The organism is Methanoregula sp. UBA64 (assembly GCF_002502735.1).
GTDB lineage: Archaea > Halobacteriota > Methanomicrobia > Methanomicrobiales > Methanospirillaceae > Methanoregula.
The window spans coordinates 311,230-333,842 of sequence record NZ_DAQC01000001.1 but is presented as its reverse complement, the minus strand read 5'-3'; the positions used below and the strand labels follow the sequence as shown (position 1 = coordinate 333,842).

The 22,613-nt window shown below is 51.5% G+C and carries 24 protein-coding genes; 21 read left to right on the top strand and 3 right to left on the bottom strand.

The features are described 5' to 3' along the window. The first annotated feature begins 1 nt into the window (after nt 1). The 14 genes from BP758_RS01640 (at nt 2) to BP758_RS01575 (ending at nt 13,158) form a co-directional block, all read left to right on the top strand. On the top strand, nt 2-538 hold the full coding sequence (locus BP758_RS01640) for a type IV pilin (RefSeq protein ID WP_292368072.1): 537 nt from the start codon (nt 2-4) through the stop codon (nt 536-538). Nucleotides 539-597: 59 nt separating this feature from the next. Next, nucleotides 598-1,419, top strand: a complete 822-nt coding sequence (locus tag BP758_RS01635) for a type IV pilin N-terminal domain-containing protein (protein WP_292368071.1) — start codon at nt 598-600, stop codon at nt 1,417-1,419. Nucleotides 1,420-1,475: 56 nt separating this feature from the next. After that, nucleotides 1,476-1,928, top strand: coding sequence for a type IV pilin N-terminal domain-containing protein (locus BP758_RS01630; protein ID WP_394339190.1), 453 nt, complete (start codon nt 1,476-1,478; stop codon nt 1,926-1,928). A 178-nt stretch (nt 1,929-2,106) separates the two neighbouring features. Further along, nucleotides 2,107-3,177: a type IV pilin N-terminal domain-containing protein gene (locus BP758_RS01625; RefSeq protein ID WP_292368069.1), complete on the top strand. Its 1,071-nt coding sequence runs from the start codon at nt 2,107-2,109 to the stop codon at nt 3,175-3,177. A 125-nt stretch (nt 3,178-3,302) separates the two neighbouring features. Then, a complete protein-coding gene (locus BP758_RS01620) occupies nt 3,303-3,953 on the top strand; it encodes a class I SAM-dependent methyltransferase (RefSeq protein WP_292368067.1) in 651 nt (216 codons plus the stop codon). Between the two features lie 264 nt (nt 3,954-4,217). Beyond that, the gene (locus BP758_RS01615) at nt 4,218-4,985 is read left to right on the top strand and encodes a slipin family protein (protein WP_292368065.1); all 768 of its coding nucleotides are present in this window, start codon (nt 4,218-4,220) and stop codon (nt 4,983-4,985) included. A 5-nt stretch (nt 4,986-4,990) separates the two neighbouring features. Further along, nucleotides 4,991-6,109, top strand: a complete 1,119-nt coding sequence (locus tag BP758_RS01610) for a FecCD family ABC transporter permease (protein ID WP_292368063.1) — start codon at nt 4,991-4,993, stop codon at nt 6,107-6,109. Next, entirely contained in the window at nt 6,106-6,999 is an 894-nt protein-coding gene (locus tag BP758_RS01605) for an ABC transporter ATP-binding protein (protein WP_292368061.1), read from the top strand. Before BP758_RS01610 ends, BP758_RS01605 begins: the two co-directional genes overlap by 4 nt. 16 nt (nt 7,000-7,015) lie before the next feature. Continuing rightward, entirely contained in the window at nt 7,016-7,921 is a 906-nt protein-coding gene (locus tag BP758_RS01600; protein WP_292368059.1) for a class I SAM-dependent methyltransferase, read from the top strand. 80 nt (nt 7,922-8,001) lie between these two features. After that, on the top strand, nt 8,002-9,177 hold the full coding sequence (locus BP758_RS01595; RefSeq protein ID WP_292368057.1) for an ABC transporter substrate-binding protein: 1,176 nt from the start codon (nt 8,002-8,004) through the stop codon (nt 9,175-9,177). A 297-nt stretch (nt 9,178-9,474) separates the two neighbouring features. Next, nucleotides 9,475-10,260, top strand: coding sequence for a P-loop NTPase (locus BP758_RS01590; RefSeq protein ID WP_292368055.1), 786 nt, complete (start codon nt 9,475-9,477; stop codon nt 10,258-10,260). A gap of 61 nt (nt 10,261-10,321) precedes the next feature. Further along, the gene (locus BP758_RS01585; RefSeq protein WP_292368053.1) at nt 10,322-11,101 is read left to right on the top strand and encodes a P-loop NTPase; all 780 of its coding nucleotides are present in this window, start codon (nt 10,322-10,324) and stop codon (nt 11,099-11,101) included. A gap of 86 nt (nt 11,102-11,187) precedes the next feature. Beyond that, on the top strand, nt 11,188-11,961 hold the full coding sequence (locus BP758_RS01580; RefSeq protein ID WP_292368051.1) for a P-loop NTPase: 774 nt from the start codon (nt 11,188-11,190) through the stop codon (nt 11,959-11,961). 279 nt (nt 11,962-12,240) lie between these two features. Further along, complete coding sequence (locus tag BP758_RS01575; protein ID WP_292368049.1) at nt 12,241-13,158, top strand: class I SAM-dependent methyltransferase; 918 nt, start codon at nt 12,241-12,243, stop codon at nt 13,156-13,158. A gap of 152 nt (nt 13,159-13,310) precedes the next feature. On the opposite strand, the gene BP758_RS01570 is transcribed toward BP758_RS01575, so the two are convergent. Then, nucleotides 13,311-14,093: a hypothetical protein gene (locus BP758_RS01570; RefSeq protein ID WP_292368047.1), complete on the bottom strand. Its 783-nt coding sequence runs from the start codon at nt 14,091-14,093 to the stop codon at nt 13,311-13,313. 120 nt (nt 14,094-14,213) lie between these two features. After that, entirely contained in the window at nt 14,214-15,080 is an 867-nt protein-coding gene (locus tag BP758_RS01565; protein WP_292368045.1) for a Rossmann-like domain-containing protein, read from the bottom strand. A 153-nt stretch (nt 15,081-15,233) separates the two neighbouring features. Between BP758_RS01565 and BP758_RS01560 the strand changes: the two genes are divergently transcribed. Continuing rightward, complete coding sequence (locus tag BP758_RS01560) at nt 15,234-16,085, top strand: class I SAM-dependent methyltransferase (protein ID WP_292368043.1); 852 nt, start codon at nt 15,234-15,236, stop codon at nt 16,083-16,085. Nucleotides 16,086-16,089: 4 nt separating this feature from the next. Here BP758_RS01560 and BP758_RS01555 read toward each other — a convergent pair whose 3' ends face one another. Next, the gene (locus BP758_RS01555) at nt 16,090-16,653 is read right to left on the bottom strand and encodes an FmdE family protein (RefSeq protein ID WP_292368041.1); all 564 of its coding nucleotides are present in this window, start codon (nt 16,651-16,653) and stop codon (nt 16,090-16,092) included. A gap of 198 nt (nt 16,654-16,851) precedes the next feature. Between BP758_RS01555 and BP758_RS01550 the strand changes: the two genes are divergently transcribed. From BP758_RS01550 to BP758_RS01525, 6 genes are all read left to right on the top strand, one after another. Next, the gene (locus BP758_RS01550) at nt 16,852-17,664 is read left to right on the top strand and encodes a hypothetical protein (RefSeq protein ID WP_292368038.1); all 813 of its coding nucleotides are present in this window, start codon (nt 16,852-16,854) and stop codon (nt 17,662-17,664) included. A 59-nt stretch (nt 17,665-17,723) separates the two neighbouring features. After that, nucleotides 17,724-18,533 (top strand): hypothetical protein, encoded by an 810-nt coding sequence (locus tag BP758_RS01545; RefSeq protein ID WP_292368036.1) that lies wholly within the window; start codon nt 17,724-17,726, stop codon nt 18,531-18,533. Between the two features lie 119 nt (nt 18,534-18,652). Further along, nucleotides 18,653-18,844 (top strand): hypothetical protein, encoded by a 192-nt coding sequence (locus BP758_RS01540; protein WP_292368034.1) that lies wholly within the window; start codon nt 18,653-18,655, stop codon nt 18,842-18,844. An 8-nt stretch (nt 18,845-18,852) separates the two neighbouring features. Next, entirely contained in the window at nt 18,853-19,680 is an 828-nt protein-coding gene (locus tag BP758_RS01535; protein ID WP_292368032.1) for a radical SAM protein, read from the top strand. Nucleotides 19,681-19,997: 317 nt separating this feature from the next. Next, entirely contained in the window at nt 19,998-21,614 is a 1,617-nt protein-coding gene (locus BP758_RS01530; RefSeq protein WP_292368031.1) for a PEGA domain-containing protein, read from the top strand. After that, complete coding sequence (locus BP758_RS01525) at nt 21,611-22,507, top strand: hypothetical protein (RefSeq protein ID WP_292368029.1); 897 nt, start codon at nt 21,611-21,613, stop codon at nt 22,505-22,507. Before BP758_RS01530 ends, BP758_RS01525 begins: the two co-directional genes overlap by 4 nt. Nucleotides 22,508-22,613: the final 106 nt, after the last annotated feature.

Below are 22,613 nucleotides of genomic sequence, written 5' to 3'. Positions count from 1 at the left end.
AATGATTAAAAGATCCGAACATGCAGTATCACCAGTTGTCGGTGTAATGCTGATGCTGGTTGTCGTAATCATCATCGCTGCAATTGTCAGCGCATTTGCCGGCGGGCTTGTCGGAGGTGCAAAGAAAACATCTCAGGCTACCCTCACCGGGAAGTTCAGTATGGGGAACGGATTTGAGATCACGCACGCAGGAGGAGATCCCCTTGCTCTCCAGAATACCAGATTCGTAATCCGGGATGGCCCCACATTTGGTACGGGTCTTGAACAGAAGACGGCAGAGGTTCTGAATAAATCCATAATGCTCAACACGCGGACGGAGAACTTCGCCAGCAACGAGACTGCCTTTCTCCCAGGAGATACGCTGTGGATATCTGGTGCAAACACCACCTGCAGCATGCTCCAGCCGGTAGTCAATACCTATGGGGATTCAACACTTTGCCTGAACAACGCCAACAATATCGGCAAGACCTTCTTCCTTGAGGTAAGTGACACTGGGGGCAACCTCATCTCAAAGACAGAAGTGACGATCACAGCATAAGGGCTTGTGAGAATCATGAATGAAACAATGGTAGTGTTAAAAAAAGGGAGTGGGGATCTATGAACTATTCACGTGAGTCGGCAGTTTCACCGGTGGTCGGCGTGATGCTGATGCTGATTGTAGTGATCATTATCGCAGCAGTTGTCAGCGGGTTTGCCGGAGGACTCATGAAGGGAACACAATCTGCACCCCAGTTGGTCATGGATGTCAAGATTGCAAATAACGGGTATTATCCTACAAGTTACTTTAAGGCCGAAGTTACATCCGTTAGCGCACCCATAAAAACGAGTGACCTGAAAATTGTAACCTCGTGGAGTAACACAGGGAATATGAGCGGGGAAACTATCAGAGACGGCAGCGTCGTAACGCCCGGAGTCACCAATTTCAATGTCACCTATATCACGGAATCCGGGCAGACTTCTCTCCTGTCAATTCCCTCCTGGCAAATGGTCTGTCCTCAGGGAGATGGTCCGGGCGTTGGATATAACGGAACGGAAACATCAAACGGTTTGCCCTATGAGGGAACCGGTGCAACCAATCAGTCTGATATCGGGACAAAGCCCGGGATAACCAATTACTCCTGGTTTGGTAACTACTACCTCCAGGCAGGCACGGTCATGTTTGCCCAACCATTCGGTGCAAAATATGACGGCACAGCCTTTACTGAGGGATATGGTGTAGGACAGCAATGGCTATACACGTACGGTACGTCGAGCGATGCCGTTTTCACCACAGATAGTACAGATGAGATGCAGGCCGTCCTCGGGAAGAAATGGAATCTTCTGCGGCCGGGGGATATTGTCAACGTTAAAGTGATCCACATTCCCTCAGGTAAAACAATCTGGCAGGAGGATATTCCTGTGGAGGGGTCGGTAATATGATGTATTCAGCAAAAATCAATGGAAATGATCGGGCAGTTTCACCGGTTGTTGGTGTTATGCTCATGCTTGTCGTTGTGATCATCATCGCTGCTATTGTCAGCGGTTTTGCCGGGGGACTTGTCAACTCCAACAGCAAAGTGCCCCAGGCAACGATCACGGGAACCTTCAGCCAGTCGGCAGGCCTTCTGACAATGTATCATGCCGGTGGCGATGAACTGTCAACCCAAAACATTTTCGTAGTTATCCGCGCCAAAGACGAGGAGAACGGTGGATATCAAGGAACCATGTCGAGAACCAGTGTCAACAAATCCCTGACCTGCAATACTGCAGGAAAGTGCTGGATGCTACCCACCGGTATCGTAACGTTGCCGGTCTGGAGACCCGGCGAGATCATGTATTACAATGGTACATCGTTTAGTACGACGGATATCGGGAAATCGTTTACCCTTGAAATTGATTCCACCGATGGCAAAATGCTGTCAAAAAGCGATGTGAAGATAGGACCATAACAGAGGAGGGAAAGACTATACTTTTTTCCAAAGGGGACGTCTCTTCCCGGGGTGAAGTGTCCTGAACGGTAACTCGGCATCGTCTTTGGTTCATGGCTGAGATAACGTCCTGTTATTCACATACTCTTGGGATTACCCGGGCTCCCCCACACTTGGAATATCATGGAGGTACATAAAGATGCAATCGACAAGAAAAAAAAGAGAGAGAAAAGAATACGCCGTTTCACCGGTAGTTGGTGTGATGTTGATGTTAATTGTCGTGGTCATCATCGCAGCTGTGGTAAGCGGTTTTGCCGGAGGACTTATGAAAGGGAGCGCTCAAAAAGTTCCTTCGCTTGCCATGGATTTACATATTGCAAACAACGGAGTTTGGTCAACAAGTTTTTTCAAGGGGGAAGTGACTTCCGTGAGTGCTCCTGTTGATACCAAAAATTTAAAGATCATTACATCGTGGACCAAAACTTTCCCCAATGGTTCGGTAATCAAGGGAGGGGCAATAACAACGCCGGGTGTCGTCAACACGAACATTATCTACGACACCCATGGAGGCGGAGGTTATGATCTGTGGCGACTGACCGTCCCATACGGATACGGGGTGGGAGTCGGACAAAACGCAACGCCATTCAGGGGAAATGTCTTCTGGACTATCGATGGCGGGGGCAGTGAAATTCAGCTTGCAAATGGACTGGTACGTAATGATTCCTGGTGGGGCAATTATAAGCTCCAGGCAGGGACAATGTTCCTGGCCCGGCCGTTCGGCGGACAAAATTCCGGCCAGGCTGATGGGAGTAGTATCCAGTCTGATGGGACTTTGATGCAGTACTCTACCGGATATGGTGTAACACAAAGATTCCATTATACCTATGCAGATCCCAGCCAATATGTTAGTAATATTTCTTCATCGAAGAAGGACAAGAAGACGGGGAAAACTACTACGGTCTATTGTGTGCCATTATCGATGGAGCATGGTCTGGGAACACCAGATAAACTTGACGGTTGCACCGGTATTGGATGGCTGTTCCCCTATAACGGAACCGATCTTGAACCAAATGTCTGGATTCCCTATGAGGAATCGCTGCCTGTGGGCTGGGATCCCCGAACATACAGCGTAGATCAGACTCAGGGAGTTCTCGGGAATAACTGGGAAGTACTACGATCGGGGGATGTAGTCCATGTTAAATTTATTTACATCCCCACCGGGACGGCAGTATGGGAGAAGGATGTGGTTGTTGAAGGCTCAACTTCATGAAGCGACAGCGGTGTGAGGTGATGATCCACACTCCCCTCTCATCACTTTCAGTATACAAAAAACACCGCAGCCATTCTTAATAGGTGACAATTGAATCCCAGACGTGGTATCGATTCCCTATGCCCATGTTCCCCAAACCCTTCTGGAAATCGGCTGCCGAAGCCCGACAGTACGACACGTTTGCCAACACGGATTTCGCCCGGGTCTACCCGGTGATAGCCCATCAGATCCTTGAGCGGACCGGTATTACCGAAGGCACCTGTCTCGACATCGGCTCCGGGCCGGCGTCGCTCGCCCTTGCCCTTGCCACGCTCTCGGATCTCCGGGTAACTGCTCTTGACAGTTCACCGGAGATGTTTGAACTGGCAAAGAAGAACGTCCAGATGAGGAACATGGAGGAAAAGGTTGTACCCATGACCGGAGATGTTCACGCGATCCCGACAGAAGATGCAACATTTAACCTCATCGTAAGCCGGGGATCTTACCACTTCTGGGAGGATCTGGTTGTGGCGTTTTCAGAAATTAATCGTGTCCTCAAACCGGATGGCATGGCCTATATTGGAGGAGGATACGGGAGCAGCAGGATCCGCGATGAAGTGCTTGCAAGCCGCAAGGAACGGGGCATTGTCGATGATGCGGCACATCCGGCACGGATCAGGTTCCGAAAGTATCGGCCCGGCGAGATCGAGGATTCAATACACCGGGCAGGGATTATGGATTACCATATCATCAATGACGATTCCGGGTTCTGGATCGTAATCAAAAAAAGCAGTTGACTACTTCAAAAGGTACTGGAACAGGTACGGTATTTACAGCCCGCGTTTTGTACCTGGCTGAATAGAAAGTTCAGGTCTCTTTTTCTGAATGTTTCCGGGGCAGAACGGTGTTATGCAGGTCCCGGATAACAGGGGAACCAACCAGGGACTGCCACCAAAACGGAAGATTTTACAGTTACCGGGGGTAATAATTAACTTAATGTATTTGTTTAAAATATCCATTTTACAAACAATGAAGTACACGAATAAGAGGAGATTCTTGTAATGGCACTTATAGAGATTATTATCTCGCTTATTGTCCTGGTGCTTTTAACAGTAACAGGTATACTATCCATCAAAATACTTCGCCAGTACGAACGTGGAGTCGTCTTCCGGTTCGGACGGCTGATTGGCCTAAAAGGGCCCGGCATCATCTCGATCGTCCCGTTTGTTGACAGGATCACAAGAGTGGATCTACGGGTCCGTCAGCTCGATGTCCCAAAACAGACTATCATAACACAGGACAACATCAGCGTTGATGTCGATGCCATCATCTATTACCATGTAACAGATGCAGGCAGGGCCATCGTGGAAGTCGAGGATTACGAGGCTGCAACAGCACTGATCGCACAGACCACCCTCCGGGATGTCCTTGGCCAGAACGAACTCGACACAATCCTGTCCGCCCGGGAATCGCTCAACCAGAAGATCCAGACAAGTCTCGAAGAGGTAACCAAATCCTGGGGCATCCAGGTCGATATCGTTACGATCCGGGACATCTCTCTCCCGGAGAACATGCTCCGTGCCATCGCCCGCCAGGCCGAGGCAGAACGGGAGAAACGGGCACGTATTATCCTTGCCGACGGGGAGCAACAGGCGTCAGAACGGATGTGCGAAGCGGCCCGGCTTTACGAGAAGACGCCGATCGCCCTCAAACTCCGCGAATTCCAGAATCTCTCCGAGATCGCAAAAGAGCGTAACCTCATTGTCGTCACGAACAGTACGGAGAACTTTGGAACCACGCTTGGCTGTATCAAGGGTATGAACCGGTGAAACCAATGAAGAGGGGAACGGTCCCCGGCTCGCTTGCAGGGACGGTCAAGCGGACGCGGACAGGAAAGATCAGCAAAGCCGAACAGGAGCATGCCCGGGCAGTCTGGAAAAAAGCGCTCTTCCTTATTGCGCTTACAGTCTTCCTGATCCTTGCATCCGCCGTCATCATTACCCTGGGGCAGGTCCCTATAACCGTGACCGATGTTTATTGTACGCTGGCGGATAAACTGGTGCCCGGTATCTTCTCGGTCAGCGAAGAGATGACCCACGTAATCTGGCAGATCCGAATGCCGTTGATCCTCGGTGCAATCATTGCCGGATTCGGACTTGGTGTCTGTGGTTGTGTTATGCAGGCAGTCCTGAAAAACCCGCTTGCCAGCCCGTTCACCCTCGGGATCTCGGCCGGCGCCCAGTTCGGCGTCTCGATCGGTGCCGTGCTGGGCATCACCATCCTTGGAGGCCCGTATTTTCTCGTGGGCAATGCGTTCCTGTGCGCTCTCCTCTGCTCCGGAGCAATCCTTGCCCTTTCATCGTTACGAGGGGCTTCATCAGAGACTCTAATCCTTGCCGGGGTTGCCATTACCTATCTCTTCTCGGCTGCAAACTCACTGCTCTCCTATATCGCCACCGATGAACAGCGGGATGTGATGACTATGTGGGGTATGGGTAGCCTGGCCGATCTCAACTGGCTCAGCATCTCATTCCTTCTCATTATGGCAGCCATCTGTATTCCCCTGCTGTACAGCCGGGCATGGGATCTCAATCTCATGACAGTAGGTGATGACAGCGCCAAGAGTATGGGTGTAGATGCAAACACGCTTCGGATCTTTGTCATGGTGGTATCCAGCCTCCTTATCGCCGCCATTGTTGCATTCATTGGGGTTATAGGGTTCATCGGCCTTGTCGCACCTCATATCGGCCGCATGATACTCGGAAGCGATCACCGCTATCTTATCCTGGCATCGGGAGGCATCGGGGCTGCCCTGCTCCTCGTTGCAAACGCTATCTCCATGAATATGTTTGGTTCTATTGTGATACCGACCGGCATCATTATGTCGATAATAGGAGTGCCGTTCTTCATGTATCTCATTCTCCGGGGAAGGCGCAAGGAGTACTGGTCATGATCATCAAGCTCGCAATCAACCACCTGTGGTTCAGTTACGACAGCCACGAGGTTTTACGCGACTTCTGTCTTGATATCGGTGATGGCAGGATCGTCAGCATTGTCGGCCCCAACGGATCCGGAAAATCCACGCTGATCAAATGCATCGACCGGCTGCTTGTCCCATCATCGGGGGAAATCCTTGTGGACCGGAGCGATGTGATGAAGATGAGCCGTATTGAACTGGCCCAGAACATTGCCTACGTCCCCCAGAACTCGCTGCGTGTTTTCCCGAATTCGGTTTTTGATGTTGTCCTGATGGGACGACGCCCTTATCTCGGGTGGAGAGGTGGGACACGAGACGAACAGGTGGTCTGGGAGATGCTCCAGCTCCTCGGTCTGGAGGATCTTGCCATGTCCTCGTTTACCGAACTCTCGGGAGGTCAGCAGCAGAAGGTGCTCATTGCCCGGGCCCTTGCCCAGGAAACGGGTGTCATTCTCCTGGATGAACCTACGAGCAATCTCGATATCTGGCACCAGATCGATGTAATGGATCTCCTGAGAAATCTGGTAAAACAGCGCGACCTGACGGCAATTGTTGCCATTCATGATCTTAACATGGCAGCCCGGTACTCGGACACCATCGTGATGATGAAAAAGGGAAAAATCGTTGCTACCGGTACTCCTGATACGGTCATGACCGCAGAAAATCTCGAAACGGTCTATAGTATACGGGCAAGCGTGAAGATCGCAGACGAGATCCCGTTTATTATCCCCTTATCAAGGATCTCCCAGAAAACGATGATTGGTAAAAGTGTTCCGGCCGGTTCCCGATCCGGCAGAAACTCCGGGACCTGGCAACACTCTTATTCCGGTAACGGAAGCAGGACTGACATCGGGCTTTCCCGGTGAAATTGAGGCTTACATCATGAACACAATCAGGGCGATAAATCTGCAGCAGAGGAAAAATGTTAGAAACTGGATAGAGTGCTGGGATTCAACAAAAGAGTTCTTTTCTGGTGTATCTGATAGCGAACAGGCAGAGTCATGGAACCGGCGCTGGGACCCGTCTGAAGGGAATATGGGCTGGCACCCGTCACCAATGAGAAATAACAAACGGATGGAAGAAATATTTGCTCTCATTCAGGAAGCAGGTTGTACGGTAGAGGGAGCCCGTATCTTGGATGTAGGCTGTGGCCCGGGAGCCACATCGATCCCGTTTGCAAAAGCGGGAGCTGATGTAACAGCTCTGGATATCTCCTCCATCGCACTTTCGCGCTTGAACGAACATGCAACAAAGGAAGGAGTTTCGATCAAGACCATTGAAACCTCCTGGTGGACTGCGGATATCAGAAAGCTTGGCCTTAAGAAAAAGTTCGATCTTGTGTTTGTCACAAGTACCCCGGCAGTGCGGGATGCAGGTTGCCTTGACCGGATGATTGGCTGCTCGAAAAAATTCTGCTATTACAGTTTCAGCCTTGGCAATGGTGGGCCTATGCAGACGGATCATACCGGGATCTTACAAAAGGTACTCAAGAAAGATCCGTCCCGCCGCGGGAACGGCAGAGGATCATCCCCGTTCATCAATGGTTTCATGTATCTGTACCTGCTGGGATACCGGCCCCTCGTGAAGATTAACCATCATATGAGAACAAAGGCCGTGGACTGGGAAGAGGCGGCGAACCGGACGATCCGGTTTCTCGATCATGCCGGGAACTTCACGTCAGCAGACAAAAAGAAGATCCTTCGATATTACGAGGCTGCTGCCGTTGACGGAAAGTACAGCACACGATCCGAAGGGTATTCCGGTATGATGGTCTGGCAGGTGGACTAAAATGGACAACGCGAGAGGAAACGGGCCATTTTAGAAAAGTGATACTCTTGATAATTTTCAACCGGTGAGGAGATACAGCCATGAATGGTAAAAATTACGGTATCATCATACTTGCAGTTCTTGTCATTGCCGTAGCAGGCTTTGCGATCATTGAAATAGCGGATATGACCCGAGGAGAAGGATCATTCAGTCAGAACTCCCCCAATGTAACGGTCCCGACATCTACAGGTACTGTGTCCAAAGAATGTTCATCTGTCTCTTTGGAATACGGAGATCTGAATGCATCCTATCGTACGATTACGGATATGGCCGGCCGTAACGTCACGATCCCTGCTAACGTAAAAAGGGTTCTCGGGTCTTTTATCATCTATTACGTTGCGTCGGATAAAATCGTGAGCTGGGACTCCAACCTGACAAGCGACACCAGGAAATTCTATCCTGCGCTCCCGGAAAATATCCCTGTTATCAGCAGTGCCTCAAAGAATTATGAGGCACAGATCGCCATGCACCCCGACCTGGTTTTTATCTCCTGCGGGGACGGGAATGCCATCCGCTACGATTCGGTGAACCTGACGCAGGAGAAATACGGGACGCTCCCGGCGGTCTGCCTGAACAATACCCAGAATGTTACCAATGCAGAAGCGGTATTCCGGTTCCTGGGAGATGTACTTGACAGACCGGAGCGGGCAGATGAACTCATTCGATATTACCGTGGAACCCTTGATGAGATCCAGAACAAGACCTCCGGTATCCCAAAAGAGAAACGGACACGGGTGTATTATGCGGAGGGTGCAAACGGTCTTGCGACCGATGCCAGCGGATCCATCCATTCACAACTGATCGATCTCTGCGGGGGCAATAACGTTGCAACCTGCGAGGGACTCCAGTCAGGCTCCGGTATGACGGCTGTGACCATGGAATCCGTGTTGATATGGAAACCCGATGTAATCATTACAACCAGCAGGGATTTTACCACAATGGCCTATAACGATTCGAACTGGCAGAGTATCCCGGCAGTGCAGAACCACCGAATCTATGTAACCCCAAGCAAGCCGGGCAACTGGTTCGACCGTTCACCAAGTTTCTACCGGATTGTCGGCATGTCGTGGACGGCCCATGTCCTGTATCCGGACCTTTTCCCGGAGGACTGGTTAAAGCAGAAGGTTAAGGAGTACTTCTCCGTGTATCATCATTATAATTTGAGCGATGAAGAACTTACAGACCTCCTCTCACCTTCCTCCGGGAGTAATATATGAGGGACAGAAAAGCCCGGTTGTACCTGCTATCCGTTAAAGGGCGAGAAGCCCCGAAATCGCTGGAGTACCCTCCCGGCACTAATGGCCCGGTGCTGACGTTAGTTCGAGTTGTCTGGATCAGAGGAGTGAAGGGGCACGGTCTTCCAGGAATAGTATCCCCTTTCAAAAGAGCAAAAATAATTTTGTAACCTAATGTTACCCGCTTTCGGGAAAGTAAAATAAAATACGTATATTTTTAATAAAGTAAAGATGTAATACTAAATTGGACTATTGAAGAGAGACAGGTGTATTTACTTCATGAAACTGCTCATCTGCGGGAAAGGCGGATCCGGAAAGAGTACGGTCACCGCACTCCTCGCCCGGCAGTATGCTGCGGCAGGAAAACGTGTTATCGTCGTGGATACCGACGTATCGAATACCGGGCTTCACCGGATCCTGGGAACTGGAATTCCCCCGGACCTCTCCGGGTATTTCGGGGGGAAGAAATGCATGATGGATGCCATGAAGACCGCCCGTGATGAAAATCTCCCACAGGAAAAACCAATCCTTGGCACATGGACATACGATACCCTCCCAAAAGACTACAGTTCGATAAAGGATAGTATCCAGCTGGTCACCATAGGTAAACTCCGGGACACATCCGAGGGCTGCACCTGTCCCATAAGCGCACTCGCACGGCAGTTCATTCTCGGACTGACGCTTGCAGAGAACGATCAGGTCATCGTGGATACCGAGGCCGGGATCGAACATTTCGGCAGGGGAATCGACACGCTGTGTGATGCCAGCCTCATGGTCGTCGACCCGTCATATGAATCGATGTGCATGGTCGGAAAAATCTCAGGGATGGCAGCATCGGTCGAGGTTCCCTTGTTTTTTATCCTGAACAAGACTGACGCAGAAACCTCCACGGCCCTCCGCGATACCATCCCCGACAAGAGCCGGATTATCGGGGAATTTCCTCTGGATCCCACCCTTACCGAGGCAGGACTTGAAGGCAGGACATTCCCGTCCGGCTACCCGGCAGCAGCAGCAGTGATTGGAAACGTAACTGCCCGGCTTGCAGCCCGACCAACAGGGGAATAATTACGTATCACAGACGGGAAGAAACAACCCGGATACCGGTATTTCCAAGGGGAGGTAATCAATGAAACTGATGATCAGCGGCAAAGGCGGATCAGGAAAGAGCACCGTTGCTGCGCTCCTTGCAAAAAACTATGCAAAAGACAAAAAACGGGTTGTTGTTGTGGATGCGGACGTGTCCACGGTGCTTGGACCCCACCGCCTTCTGGGCACGGACATCCCTGATGACCTGATAGGCTATTTCAATGGGGAAAACGTGGTCCGGGAAAAATTAAAGGCCTTGCGCCACGCTGGTAGACCGGAAAACGTTCCGAATCTTGGTACGTGGACATACGACACCATCCCTGCGGGGTATGGTTCGGTAAAAAATGGTATCCAGCTGGTCACCATCGGCAAACTCCGGGACACTACGGTGTCCTGCAAATCACCGTGGATGGGGCTTGCCCGGCAGTTCATTCTTGGTATGCAGCTGACAGAAAACGAGCGGCTCATTGTCGATACAGAAGCGGGAATCGAACATTTCGGCCGGGGGATTGACTCGGTCTGTGATGCGAACCTCATGGTCGTCGACCCGACCTATGAGTCCAGCCAACTTGCAGAACGGGCAGCCGAAATGGCGGGAAACGTAAAAATTCCCCTGTATTTTGTCTTAAATAAAACCAATGAAAACACCTCGCGGACAATCCGGCATGTCATCACAGACAAGAGCCGTATAATCGGAGAGATCCCGCAGGATCCGGTCCTTCTCGGGGCAGGTCTTGGGGGCAGGGCACTTCCTGAGAACTATCCCTTAACAGGTGCGGTTATAAAAACACTTGAGGAAAAGGTGAGAGGCCCGACCTGATCCATTCCCCAAAAAATTGCCAGCAATTTCTAAAAAAATCGAGCTACGGTCACATAATTACGGCAACATACACCAGGAACAAAACCATGAAACTGATGATTTGCGGAAAAGGCGGATCCGGAAAGAGTACAATCACCGCACTCCTTGCCCGGCAGTACGTGCTGGAGGGAAAGCGGGTCGTTGTTGTGGATACCGATGTATCGAATACCGGGCTTCATCATATCCTTGGCACCAATGCTCCCCCGGATCTCACCGGGTACTTTGTCGGGCAGCGATCCATGAGGGATGCTATGAGAGAGGCACGCCAGAAAGGGATTCCCCGGGGCACCCCGCTCCTCGGCACATGGACGTACGACACGATCCCGGAAGGCTTCTGTGAGAGCAGCGGCGGGATAAAACTGGTCAGGGTCGGCAAGATCCAGAATGCCAACCAGCATGGGAAAGGCCGCTGGGTGGGTCTTGCGCGGCAGTTCCTCGGGGGGCTTACTCTCGCCGATAATGAACGGGTGATCATTGATTCCGATGCGGGTGTCGAACATCTGGCCCGCAAACTGGGCGAAGCCTGCGACGTCCTCATTATGGTGATCGATCCAACGTTTGAATCCATAGGGCTGGTACCCACGGTTTCCCTCATGGCAGACGAACTGCATGTGCCCCTGTATTTTGTCTTAAATAAGACAACTGCAGAAACCCTCCCGATCCTGACAAAGGCCGTCCCGGATCCTTCCCGGATCCTTGCAGTGTTTCCCGCAGACCTAACCATCCGCGAGGCCGGGTTTAAGGGCGAGGCACTGCCCGGGGGAAATCCTGCCGCAACGGCAGTCATACAAAGAGTGGAAGGCAAAGAGTGGAAGGGATGATCTTCGGCAGATGAGATCCGGAATCTCTGTTTTTTGCCCATATGAAACACCCTGACATGAGCGACGGAAATAATGGACATAACGGGATCATCGATCTCAGTGACGAAGATCTGAATGATGTACTTGCACAACGAGCGGAATTAGGAGACGGGTGAAGGAAAACGGGTTAATTCGAGAAGGATAGTGCAATTTGGGGAGATATCCAGATGGATGCAAAATAGGATCGCAGTACGAGCCTTGGGGGCATCATGCTTGAAGAGAATCGCCCGATGAACAACGATGGTGCCCGACCATAACTGGTGCAGGGCGATAATAGAACAACGGACACACATGCAGCAGGATATCAATGTAAAAAACTGGATCCAGTGCGGAAGATCGTCAAAGAAGTCACCGGATCCCATGAGCCATCTTGGCTCGGTTGAATTGTGGAATGAGCGGGCCGACGGTTTTGCAAAGATACTGGATCCCCGGAAAAAACAGAAGCGGATGGATGAGATCTTCGCGATGCTTGACGAAGCGGGATTCCATGCAAAAGGATCCCGTGTCCTTGATATCGGGTGCGGGCCGGGAGCTATCTCCATCCCCCTGGCCCGGGCCGGTGCGAAGGTGACTTCCCTTGATATCTCGTATAAAGCGCTGGGCTATCTCAAGGAGAACGCGGATCGCGAGGGGCTTTCGATAGAACCGGTTGAATGCCACTGGTGGACTGCGGATATCGATGAACTGGGTCTGCGGAACAAGTTCGATCTCGTTGTGGTCTCCGCCACACCAGCGGTTCGGGATCTTGCGACATTCGAACAGATGATGGGATGCTCCCGGAAATTCTGTTACTACAGCCACTTCCTGCCCGGGGGGAGGAACCAGTCTCACGACGAACTTATGCGTGAAGTCTTAAAAAAGGAGACATTTCACCCATCGCGGGGTTCGATGTCGGGTTTCATCTACTATTTTGTGTACCTCTACCTGAACGGGTATCGTCCCACCGTTCGGATCAACCATTCCAAAAAGAAAAACAATGTCGAGTGGGAAAATGCAGCGGACCGGGCCATCAAGAGCCTTGAACGGACCGGGGAGTGCACGGCAGCGGCCAAAAAGAAGATCCGGACATATTACAAAAATTCTGCGGTTGACGGAAAGTATACCTCAGTTTCGGAAGCATTCTCCGGTATGATGGTCTGGGATGTGACCCAAAAATAACTAACCCCGTTTTTCTTTAGGTTTAGAAAAACCGGAAAATTCTTGATCCCGATCCTGCAGAAATCGTATTCCTGCTCCAAACCAACTATCCTTAATATTACAGAACATCTGTAATTTTACAGAATATCTGTAATATTACTAACATCTTCACGTCAGAGAGGCCGCTCGGAAAAGAGCCGGAACGCAATCTCGCCATCGGGCGTGATGTTGTAGAGCCGGATCTTGCTGCTGCCCGGCAGGAATTGTCCGGCCACAAGGCCCCGCTCTTCCAGTACGGAAAGAAACTGAGAGAAGTTCCCGTGCGTGAGTTCACGGTACCGGCCCTTTCCTTCAGTCTCCCGCAACGGGGCATACATATCCCTCATCGACTGGAAAAGTTCCTGGCGCGGGACACCGGCCGGCATCCCGTATTTTGTCCCGGTCTTCCCGTGCAGGAGTGTGAGGATATGCAGGTAGTTCGGGTTAGCCCGGAATTCCTCATACGACATATGAGGTACGGTCAGTTTTTCCAGCGCCATCTTACGGGTTGCAAGATACAGATCCCCGGAAAACCAGAGTGCCATCTTAAAAAGGCCGAGAGCAACGGGAGCAGCGGGGGATCCTGCAAGCACAAAGGAAAACCGGGCAGTCGGGTGCGTATCGTGGATAGTAAGCACCGCATCAGTGACCTTCCCTAACGTGACAGGTTCAACAAGTACGGACTGGTGCAGAATCCCGAGCGGAGCGCCAATGACCTTGAGCTGCGCAAGGCTGTTCCGGAGCGCCTGTTTCTCCTCGCGCCGCTGGACGGTCTCACCGGTAACGTTTGTCACAACATCCATATCGGTGAGGACAAACGAGTGGGTGACACCGCCAAGCTCCCGGAGGGCCGCCGCATAGAGCGCCTGCACGTTCCGGTCAGGGCAGAAGATAAGGACATGTTCCCCCGGATCCATGATGAGGATTTATTGAGTAATTATAAATTGTTGCTGAATATTTGAAAATAACAAGAACTCCAGATTTCCAAAAACAATCAGGCCCGGACAATCCGGATACGATCGGGAGTACAGATCCCTTCAGATACACCCTGCATTGTACTTCCGCTGGTGCTTTCGGAGGGCCGTCTCCATATCGGGAGCATTGAGTACGTCGTATTCGAATTTGGCCGGATCGCTGATTGCCACCGACATTGCAATATTGATCCCGTTCTCAAAAAGCACGTCCGGGATCAGCTGCGCGCTCGACCCGTAAAGGGCCCGGATCCGGGCATTCTTTGCATAACCGGCAACCTCCTCAAACGTCCCGTTCACGAGCGTCGAACCGGTGATGATCGCAATATCGGCGTCTTTTAAAACTTCCCGGTTCTCTTCAGCAGAATGCACCGTGATCCCGGCCGGTCCGTAACTGACGGTCGTTCCCACGATGGTCGTTTTAAATATATCCGGCGGCCGCTGATCGGTAACATGCAGCTCACGGCACCGCCCGGCGTAACTCTTCACAAGGCCGCCATACCCTACGATCACCATAGAATCGTCGCTTTGGACAAGATCTTTTACCTCAATGCCAACTTTATACCCCTTCGACTCCAGCATCTCATCCGTGACAAAGGGCTGGGAGAGTGCATTGAGCGCCGTAAGCGCTATGGATCGACGGCTCACTCGGGGATCGGACATGTTCGCGCGTGCAACCTCAAAGAGGGACTGCCCCACAAAGGATTGCAGGTACATGGTATCCTGGAGGGTCTGGTCTGTCCCGTAATGGGGATTATTGTCCTGAAAGCTCATCGCAACCCCGCAGCATCCACCGGTCCCGATAAGTGCATTCCAGCCCGGGTTAAGCCCGAAACATTTTACCCGGATATCGGGGAGATCCAGCCGCCGGTATTCGCTTACCAGTTTTTCATATGCTTTTTCAAGGATACTGCCCGGGGCCTGATTTGTCATGTCATCACGTGTCCGATCGGTACCGTCACCCGGTACTTTTCTCCTGCAGGTTATTCTTTGGACGTAACATTATTTGAACATTTTAAATTTGTTAACTATGAATACTAATATTACGTGAAGATCTCCGGTGGCAGGTTACTGAATGGAGGAAATATGATGCTGGACGTCAGCGATATTGACTGGAACGAAGCCTGGAAACACGAGGCATCGGCACCCGGGAAAACGGGGAGTTTTGTCTCCTGTATTGACCGCTGGTCCGATCCTGCCCGGTGCAGGAAGTTCAGCTGCACCGCAAAGGAAGGTAACTGGAAAGGATCCCGGGCGCGGATCGGGGCAATGAACCTCACGCCCGATTCCCGGGTGCTCGATATCGGTGCGGGCCCGGGGACACTTGCTGTACCTCTCGCAAAGATAGTCCGGCACGTCACCGCTGTCGAACCAGCCCCGGGCATGGTCGCGTGCCTGGAGGAGAACTGTCGGGAAGAATCCATTGAAAATATCCGCATTGTTCCAAAAAAATGGGAGGATATGGATATTTCGGCGGATCCTGATGCGCCATACGATGTGGTAGTCGCTTCCTATTCCCTGGGCGTGCCGGACCTCCGTGAAGCGCTCCGTAAGATGAATACGGCCTCATCGAAATATGTGTATATCTTCTGGTTTGCCGACATGCAGTCTCCCTGGCGCCGGAACTATCACGAGATCTGGGAACCGCTCTTTGGGGAGTGTGCCCGAAAGAAAGGTCGCCCGAACATCATCGTTAACCTGCTCAACCAGATGGGGATCTATGCCAGTGTCGAGGTCACAAAAGAAGAACAGATGACCGGTTTTGCAAGCCTTGACGAGGCGGTGGCCGATCAGGCCGGCGGCCTGAAACTCAAAAGCGAAGAACAGGTTGCTGTACTCCGCACGTACCTTGAAAAAAAACTCTTGTACGAGAACGGAAGATATGTCCTGAAAGGGCCATCCTATCAGGCAAAGATCTGGTGGGAAAAAGAGGACTAGATTCCTATTCCGTCTCGGTATAATAGGATCCGTGAGCGCAGTTACCGCAAAGTACTGCACCGTCCACCACTACTTCTTTATTATCGACGATCATATCGTTGCACCGGCTGCACCGTGCATGGTATTTAGGCATACCCGGCATATCCCCTTCGGGGATTGCAACACGGACCTTCTTTAACCGGAAAAGGTCTGCCTCGGGGGCCTCAAGAAGGATCCGTGATGCATCTTTCATTGCTTCCTGCCCGGTCTTTTCCGTGCGTTTCTTCTCAACGACCGCAACCCGCACCGCTTCGCCGTTTTTAAGATTGATATACGTGGCGGCGAACTTGCCGTACGGCCGGTATTTCAGGGTACGATGCCCCAGAGAACAACCCGTGATTGCCTGGATCGCATCGGCAATACAGCGATCAATTTCCACGTAGACTATCAGGTTCTTGTTCCGTTCCAGCGGGTTCATACCCAGCTCGCGCATCCCGATCATGGTCATGCGGGTGCCAAGCACGATACCGGCGCAGAGGTCGCCATGGAACGCCTTTGCCTTTGCAAGCAGGAGATCGAGATCCGTCATTAACTCGTCACCGTCAGATTCGTGTACTGGATTCCTATCATATTGATCCGTATTCTGTCGGGAAATAAAATTTTATGTAAACATTTTGGAATTGTTAAAAGAAAATGCTTATTTGGAGGTATGGAGAAACTGGTACCGGTCTTATAGAATACAAGGGAGCCCGGACCGGTTCCTGTCGTTTCGCACCAGGATGTTTCGATGACAGACACTACAACAACCAGTATCCTGAATAAAATCAGGGATTATTTCACACCGCAGGACATGGGTATCATCATAATCCTTGCCCTGCTCGCTTTCCTGACCAGCAGCTTCGGGCTCCAGCATATCCTCCCGGGGGGCGGCGGATCGTCATTTGTCCACGGATTCTTAAAGCTGCCCGGCCCCGGTGCAGGTATCTTCATCAGCGCCGCTTTTACCTGTCTCTGGCTGGTTCTGGGACTTCTCATCATAAAAAAACCCGGCACCGCCATTACCATGGCAGTCCTGATATTCGCATTCATGCTCCTTGTATCCCTTGTCGTGGGACGCGGGATCAGGCTGGACTACCTTATTGTCGTTGTTGCCATCATTATCGAGATCTTCGGTATTCTTGCCCTCGAAAAAAAACCCTGGAATTACCTGTTCCCCATACTTCTCGTCATTATGGGGTGCATCACCCTTGCCCTGATGCTGACCGGTAATGCGAAGATGGGTGAAAACGGTGCGGCAGCTACGGTATTCCCGCTCGGGTATGCAGTATCCGGCATTCTTGCGCTCTGTCTTGCAGCTGTGTGTTTCCTCTATCCAACGGCAAAATACATCATCGGTGCCGGATGCTCACAGGTATTTTACATAACATTCTGCTGGACATTCAACGGCAAGACCGGGTTATTCAGCTGGACTCCCGTTGTTCCGGCAATTCCGGCATTGCTGACCTTTGCCTTTGTCTGCGGGGCAGTTATGGCAGTACTGGCATACGGATTCTATCTTCTCTGGAACACGTACAGCCGGCACAGCGTTGAGAAGGCATAAAAATCTAACAGAAATGTTTTCCGGGTCAACCGGGAAACACCGTTTTTAGGGGAGATACTATGGGAGTTATACCGGATAACGGATCGGGAGAAGGCGTTTATTTCAGCCTTAAGGAGATCGGACTGATCCTCGGACTTTCCGTGCTTGCTGCACTGACGGGGGCATTGGTCCCTTCATATCTTTTCCCAGAAGGAACAATCTCTGCGATTGTGTATGGCACCCTGATGCTCCCGGGACCCGGGGCAGGAGTGTTTGTCTTTGGAAGCATCCTCTGTTTCTGGCTCTTTACCGGTCTGATTCTGGTAAAAAAACCCGGTACTGCAGTGGCAATGGCAACCGTTCTTGTTGCTATTGACCTTCTCTTTGGGATCCAGGCGGTTATCATCCAGTCACTGGATGTCCTGGTTATCGTCGCGATCATTATCGAGGTTGTCTGCCACTTCCTGCCAAAACATTCAGCAGGAGACAGGATTTTCCCACTCATTCTTGCCGCACTTAGCATCATCACACTGGGTATTGCCATTACGGGATATGCAAAACAGGGTGAGGAAAACCTGCCACTTATGCAGTTTCCCATAGTATACGGTATTTTCGCCATTCTCGGAATAAGTCTGGCAATAGTATGCTACCGGTACCCGTGCAGGTATTTTATCGCAGCAGGAATCGCCAATATCTACTACCTGATTCACTTCTGGATATTCTGGGGGAATGATTTTGGTTCGCGGTTCCCACCGGATCCCCTGATGATACCGGTCCTTTCCCTCATCGTGATAGTAGGAGGAGTCACTGCTGCATGGGCAGCCTGTGGTCTGGAGTACCTGCGTAAACGAAAAGCTTCCGGGAACAGGAGCACACCGGCTTCATCCTGACGCAGGGCAGAAAAATGCCAGTAATGTAACTATATTACCATGACGAGGGACTAATGAGAAATGTTTATCTTCCCGCCGAAATTAAACACTAATAAACGACATTATGGAGGTGAAAATGCATGTGTGCACCCATAGTTCTCCCCGAAGCAGCAATCGGCCTCGCAGCAGCCCACATTCTCGGCATCGGACTGATCGCCGGTCTTGTGGTCTTTAATTCGAATGGAGTCAGGAAAAGCATGAGTTACCTCTTGGGATTGCCAGGAACCATTGTCCATACGGGCGACTCTGACTCGACCCGGATGTTTAGGTAAGGAGGAAAATGTCCCTCCTTACTTATGCGATTCCTCCGATCCTGCAGCTGGAGACGACAACCGCCTGCAATCTTGATTGCCCGTTCTGTCTCCGGAAGGATCTCTGCAGATCGGATGAATACCTTTCTTTTGATGCGTTTTGCCGGATTATTGACAGTACACATTGTCGGTATGTCACCCTCCACGGGTGGGGCGAACCGCTGATGCACCCGGACCTTCCCGATATGATCCGGTATGCGGCAGGGCACAAAAAATCGGTTAATTTTACTTCGAACGCCACGCTTCTTGACAAAAAAGCGGATGTCCTGCTCGCATCGGGGCTCGATGCCATTGCATTCAGCCTCCCGGATCTCGACCGTTTTACTCCGCAAATTTCCGAAAATATTTCCCGGTTCGCCGGACAGCGGAACGGATGCGGACAGAAAACACCGGAAATTTGTATTAATATCGCCCTGATGGAAGACACTCTCAGTCAGGTGGATGCTATGCTTGAGACGGCCAAGAACCTTGGGGCAGATACCGTTGTATTCGAACGATCGTACCCGTGGACGGTGGCGATGCAGAAAAACGAGGGGACGTTATTTAAAAAGATACAAAAATCTGCTACAGAGCATGCACTGATAATCAAACTCCCCCTGGTTCATACGAATCCCTGTCTGCTGATCCGGTATACCCTCTTTGTCCGCTGGAACGGAGATGTTGCTCCCTGCTGTTACCGGGCAGATGTATCTCTTGGAAATATCCTCTCGGACTCCATGGTCAGGATCCTGCAGAACCGGGCGAAATTTATGAAATCCCAGAAATCGGATCCGATATGCAGGAAATGTAAGACATAAACACATGTGCTGCGCGGATTTGGGGGGTAGAAAGTAATGGTTTAATATTTGCTGAATGTCAACAAAATATAGTGAACATAAACCAGTTTTTCTCACTCCTTGACACCACTGTAGTTCAGGAAAGAAGGGAAAGGCAAATTCAATTCTGGCAGGATACCCAAACACTCAAAAAAAGGGACCGGGAATTTTTCGTTGTCATGTCGATGTCAAGCGCCTGCACCCCGGGTATATCGGGCAAAACATACGGTCATTAAACAAACTGCGCAGCAATTCCGTAAGAACAAAATAGAGTTCTGACCATACAGGATATTACGAAAATGAGAAAAAATACAATATTTATCTTCCTCTGCCTGCTCTGCACGATTATTTTCAGCGGGGTTCCGGCTGCAGGAGCGGAGACCTCATGCGCCCTGACCGTGCAGTCCATCCCGGACAAGGTCGCGGTCAGCATTGACGGGACACTGATCGGCCTGACGCCGCTCTCCGGTTACCAGCTGTCATGCGGCAACCATACGGTCCTTGTCAGCGCAAACGGCTATGCAGATTTTGTTGCGGAACGATCCCTCGAACGCGGCAATCCCGATGTGGTCATCGCAAATCTCCAGCGACTTGACGACCGGGGCACGGTCTACATCACCACCGAGCCACCCGGGGGCGACCTGTACGTTGACGGCAGCCTGAAAGGAAAGACGCCGCTTCTTGTCGATGCTCTCACTCCCGGCCCCCATGCGGTCCTCATAAAGAAGACCAACTATGTGGATTACACGGACACGGTCACTGCGGATCCCGGCCGGATCCCGGAATACCATGAATCCCTCATCCCCCTCCCGCAGACGGGATTTCTCGGGATCGTTTCGGTCCCGGATAACGCAACCGCATATATCGACGGTACAGTATTCGGGACAACGCCGACGCTGCTCATGAGGGTATCGGCAGGAACACACCGGCTCCTCGTCCAGAAACCCGGATACCGAAATTATACGCAGACCCTTGAGATAGCCGGTGGAAGCTCGCGACTTGTCCAGACGGATCTTGAGAAAATTCCCGATGACGGGACGCTGATTGTGGATTCTGCCCCGTCAGGGGCCGCGGTATACCTAAACGGCACATACAAGACGGTAACACCGGTTACGTTCGAGCAGGTCCCGGCAGGAAATTATACCCTGGAGTTCCGGAAGATCAACGCCACCTCACAGAATATCACGTTCACCCTGAACGGCGGGGAGACCCGGGAGGTGTATGCATGGCTCACCAGTGACCCTGCGGGAACAAACCAGCCGTTCATGCAGGTCTACAATGAGGGGAAAAATACCGACAGTCCCCTTACAGCAGGCGATCAGACCGGTCCTGTCATCACCAGATCTTATCAGTGGTATACGCTGGGTCACGCCCAGTCGATCACCCTGCACATTCCGGAAAGCCTGTATACGTATTACAAGAACCAGCCCCACCCAACTATGGTTACCTCCCTTAAGGGTTACGCACTCAGCGAGGAGGACAGGATCTATCTCCACGACCTGGTAGGACAACTCAAGGATACGAGCGGGAATAAAAACCTTGCAGCGCGCAATGACTACCATAATGTGATAGCTTTCGTCCAGTCGATTGCATATGCAGACGATGTCGATCCCGGGACCGGACAGAAAACAGATTACTGGAAATATCCGGTCGAGACACTTGCTGACGGAAACGGCGACTGCGAAGATACCGCAATCCTTACCGCCGCGCTCCTCAAGGAGATGGATTACGATGTTGCGGTAGTGATGTTCCCGGATCATGCCGCAGTTGCAGTGGCCTGTGAAAACTGCAACGGGTACTATTACCCGCTCGATGGCAGGAAATACTATTATCTTGAAACCACAGGAGCAGGCTTCTCTCTGGGCACGATGCCAGGTCAGTATGCAAGTGCGGCTGCGCAGGTGTATGTTATATGAAGGATAAGATGCCAGCGGGTAAATCACACAGAACACGCGGGATAGTACTTGTCGCAGTCCTTCTCGTGCTGGCTGCATGGGCGGGTTGCGCGGGATGTATTAAAAATATCCAGCATCTCACCGGGGGGGAGGATATATCAGAGCCAGTTACCGAGAGTGTCGGGACCGATATGCAGACCATGGTGCCAACTACACCCACACCGGTCCCCGTCCCCCGCATTACTCCGGAAAACTCCAAGATCGTCCAGGAAGTAGCTCCCATCCTTACGCCGAATCCCTATGAGATCCAGCATGCACCACGGATCAACGCAACTCCCCAGTATGCATTCCTGTATCGTCAGCCGGAGTTCACAAAGACGTATACCCTGACAGGAAATGCCTATGGTCTTCTGGTAAATGTGGTTCAGGGGCCGTTGTACATAAAATATACTATCAACCCGAAATACGACTGTCTCAGCGATCCGGATTCCTGCCGGGGAACCGTACTTGTTCCCGTTAACCGACCGTATATGACAATTACCGTACGGGACAACCAGACCGGGCAGATCGTGGCACGGGATGGGTACGGCAGGGAATTCAGCTCGGATACCGGGAAAAACACCGGCTATGGCGGAGATGGCGACGATTCTTCAGCAAGCACCACGTATTCCAGTGCAGATCAGGATGAAAATTCTGAAGGGTATACTTCACCATCCGGTGCGGAAGACAGCAAGGGTAATGGGCCGCGATACATCCCGGTCTATAAAGAAGGACAGTTCCAGATCACGATCGAAGGGAACTATCTCGATACAACGGTAGCGGTCATTACCGGCACATCTCCCAATCCCCTTGATGCAATGGAAAAAAATACCGCGGGATCAGCAACTACCTCCAGTAATGACGATGATTGGTAAAACAGATCTTCTCCGGGTGTATCATTATTGGCAGGGAAATACCGGTTGGAGGCACCAGGAGGGGTATCTTTTTTGGAGACAACCCGGTATCCCCTTATTCAGATAA

Coding starts and splice junctions, on each gene's coding strand:
- BP758_RS01640 (WP_292368072.1), top strand. CDS start 2: ATGATTAAAAGATCCGAACATGCAGTATCACCAGTTGTCGGTGTAATG.
- BP758_RS01635 (WP_292368071.1), top strand. CDS start 598: ATGAACTATTCACGTGAGTCGGCAGTTTCACCGGTGGTCGGCGTGATG.
- BP758_RS01630 (WP_394339190.1), top strand. CDS start 1,476: ATGCTCATGCTTGTCGTTGTGATCATCATCGCTGCTATTGTCAGCGGT.
- BP758_RS01625 (WP_292368069.1), top strand. CDS start 2,107: ATGCAATCGACAAGAAAAAAAAGAGAGAGAAAAGAATACGCCGTTTCA.
- BP758_RS01620 (WP_292368067.1), top strand. CDS start 3,303: ATGTTCCCCAAACCCTTCTGGAAATCGGCTGCCGAAGCCCGACAGTAC.
- BP758_RS01615 (WP_292368065.1), top strand. CDS start 4,218: ATGGCACTTATAGAGATTATTATCTCGCTTATTGTCCTGGTGCTTTTA.
- BP758_RS01610 (WP_292368063.1), top strand. CDS start 4,991: ATGAAGAGGGGAACGGTCCCCGGCTCGCTTGCAGGGACGGTCAAGCGG.
- BP758_RS01605 (WP_292368061.1), top strand. CDS start 6,106: ATGATCATCAAGCTCGCAATCAACCACCTGTGGTTCAGTTACGACAGC.
- BP758_RS01600 (WP_292368059.1), top strand. CDS start 7,016: ATGAACACAATCAGGGCGATAAATCTGCAGCAGAGGAAAAATGTTAGA.
- BP758_RS01595 (WP_292368057.1), top strand. CDS start 8,002: ATGAATGGTAAAAATTACGGTATCATCATACTTGCAGTTCTTGTCATT.
- BP758_RS01590 (WP_292368055.1), top strand. CDS start 9,475: ATGAAACTGCTCATCTGCGGGAAAGGCGGATCCGGAAAGAGTACGGTC.
- BP758_RS01585 (WP_292368053.1), top strand. CDS start 10,322: ATGAAACTGATGATCAGCGGCAAAGGCGGATCAGGAAAGAGCACCGTT.
- BP758_RS01580 (WP_292368051.1), top strand. CDS start 11,188: ATGAAACTGATGATTTGCGGAAAAGGCGGATCCGGAAAGAGTACAATC.
- BP758_RS01575 (WP_292368049.1), top strand. CDS start 12,241: ATGGTGCCCGACCATAACTGGTGCAGGGCGATAATAGAACAACGGACA.
- BP758_RS01570 (WP_292368047.1), bottom strand. CDS start 14,093: ATGGATCCGGGGGAACATGTCCTTATCTTCTGCCCTGACCGGAACGTG.
- BP758_RS01565 (WP_292368045.1), bottom strand. CDS start 15,080: ATGACAAATCAGGCCCCGGGCAGTATCCTTGAAAAAGCATATGAAAAA.
- BP758_RS01560 (WP_292368043.1), top strand. CDS start 15,234: ATGATGCTGGACGTCAGCGATATTGACTGGAACGAAGCCTGGAAACAC.
- BP758_RS01555 (WP_292368041.1), bottom strand. CDS start 16,653: ATGACGGATCTCGATCTCCTGCTTGCAAAGGCAAAGGCGTTCCATGGC.
- BP758_RS01550 (WP_292368038.1), top strand. CDS start 16,852: ATGACAGACACTACAACAACCAGTATCCTGAATAAAATCAGGGATTAT.
- BP758_RS01545 (WP_292368036.1), top strand. CDS start 17,724: ATGGGAGTTATACCGGATAACGGATCGGGAGAAGGCGTTTATTTCAGC.
- BP758_RS01540 (WP_292368034.1), top strand. CDS start 18,653: ATGTGTGCACCCATAGTTCTCCCCGAAGCAGCAATCGGCCTCGCAGCA.
- BP758_RS01535 (WP_292368032.1), top strand. CDS start 18,853: ATGTCCCTCCTTACTTATGCGATTCCTCCGATCCTGCAGCTGGAGACG.
- BP758_RS01530 (WP_292368031.1), top strand. CDS start 19,998: ATGAGAAAAAATACAATATTTATCTTCCTCTGCCTGCTCTGCACGATT.
- BP758_RS01525 (WP_292368029.1), top strand. CDS start 21,611: ATGAAGGATAAGATGCCAGCGGGTAAATCACACAGAACACGCGGGATA.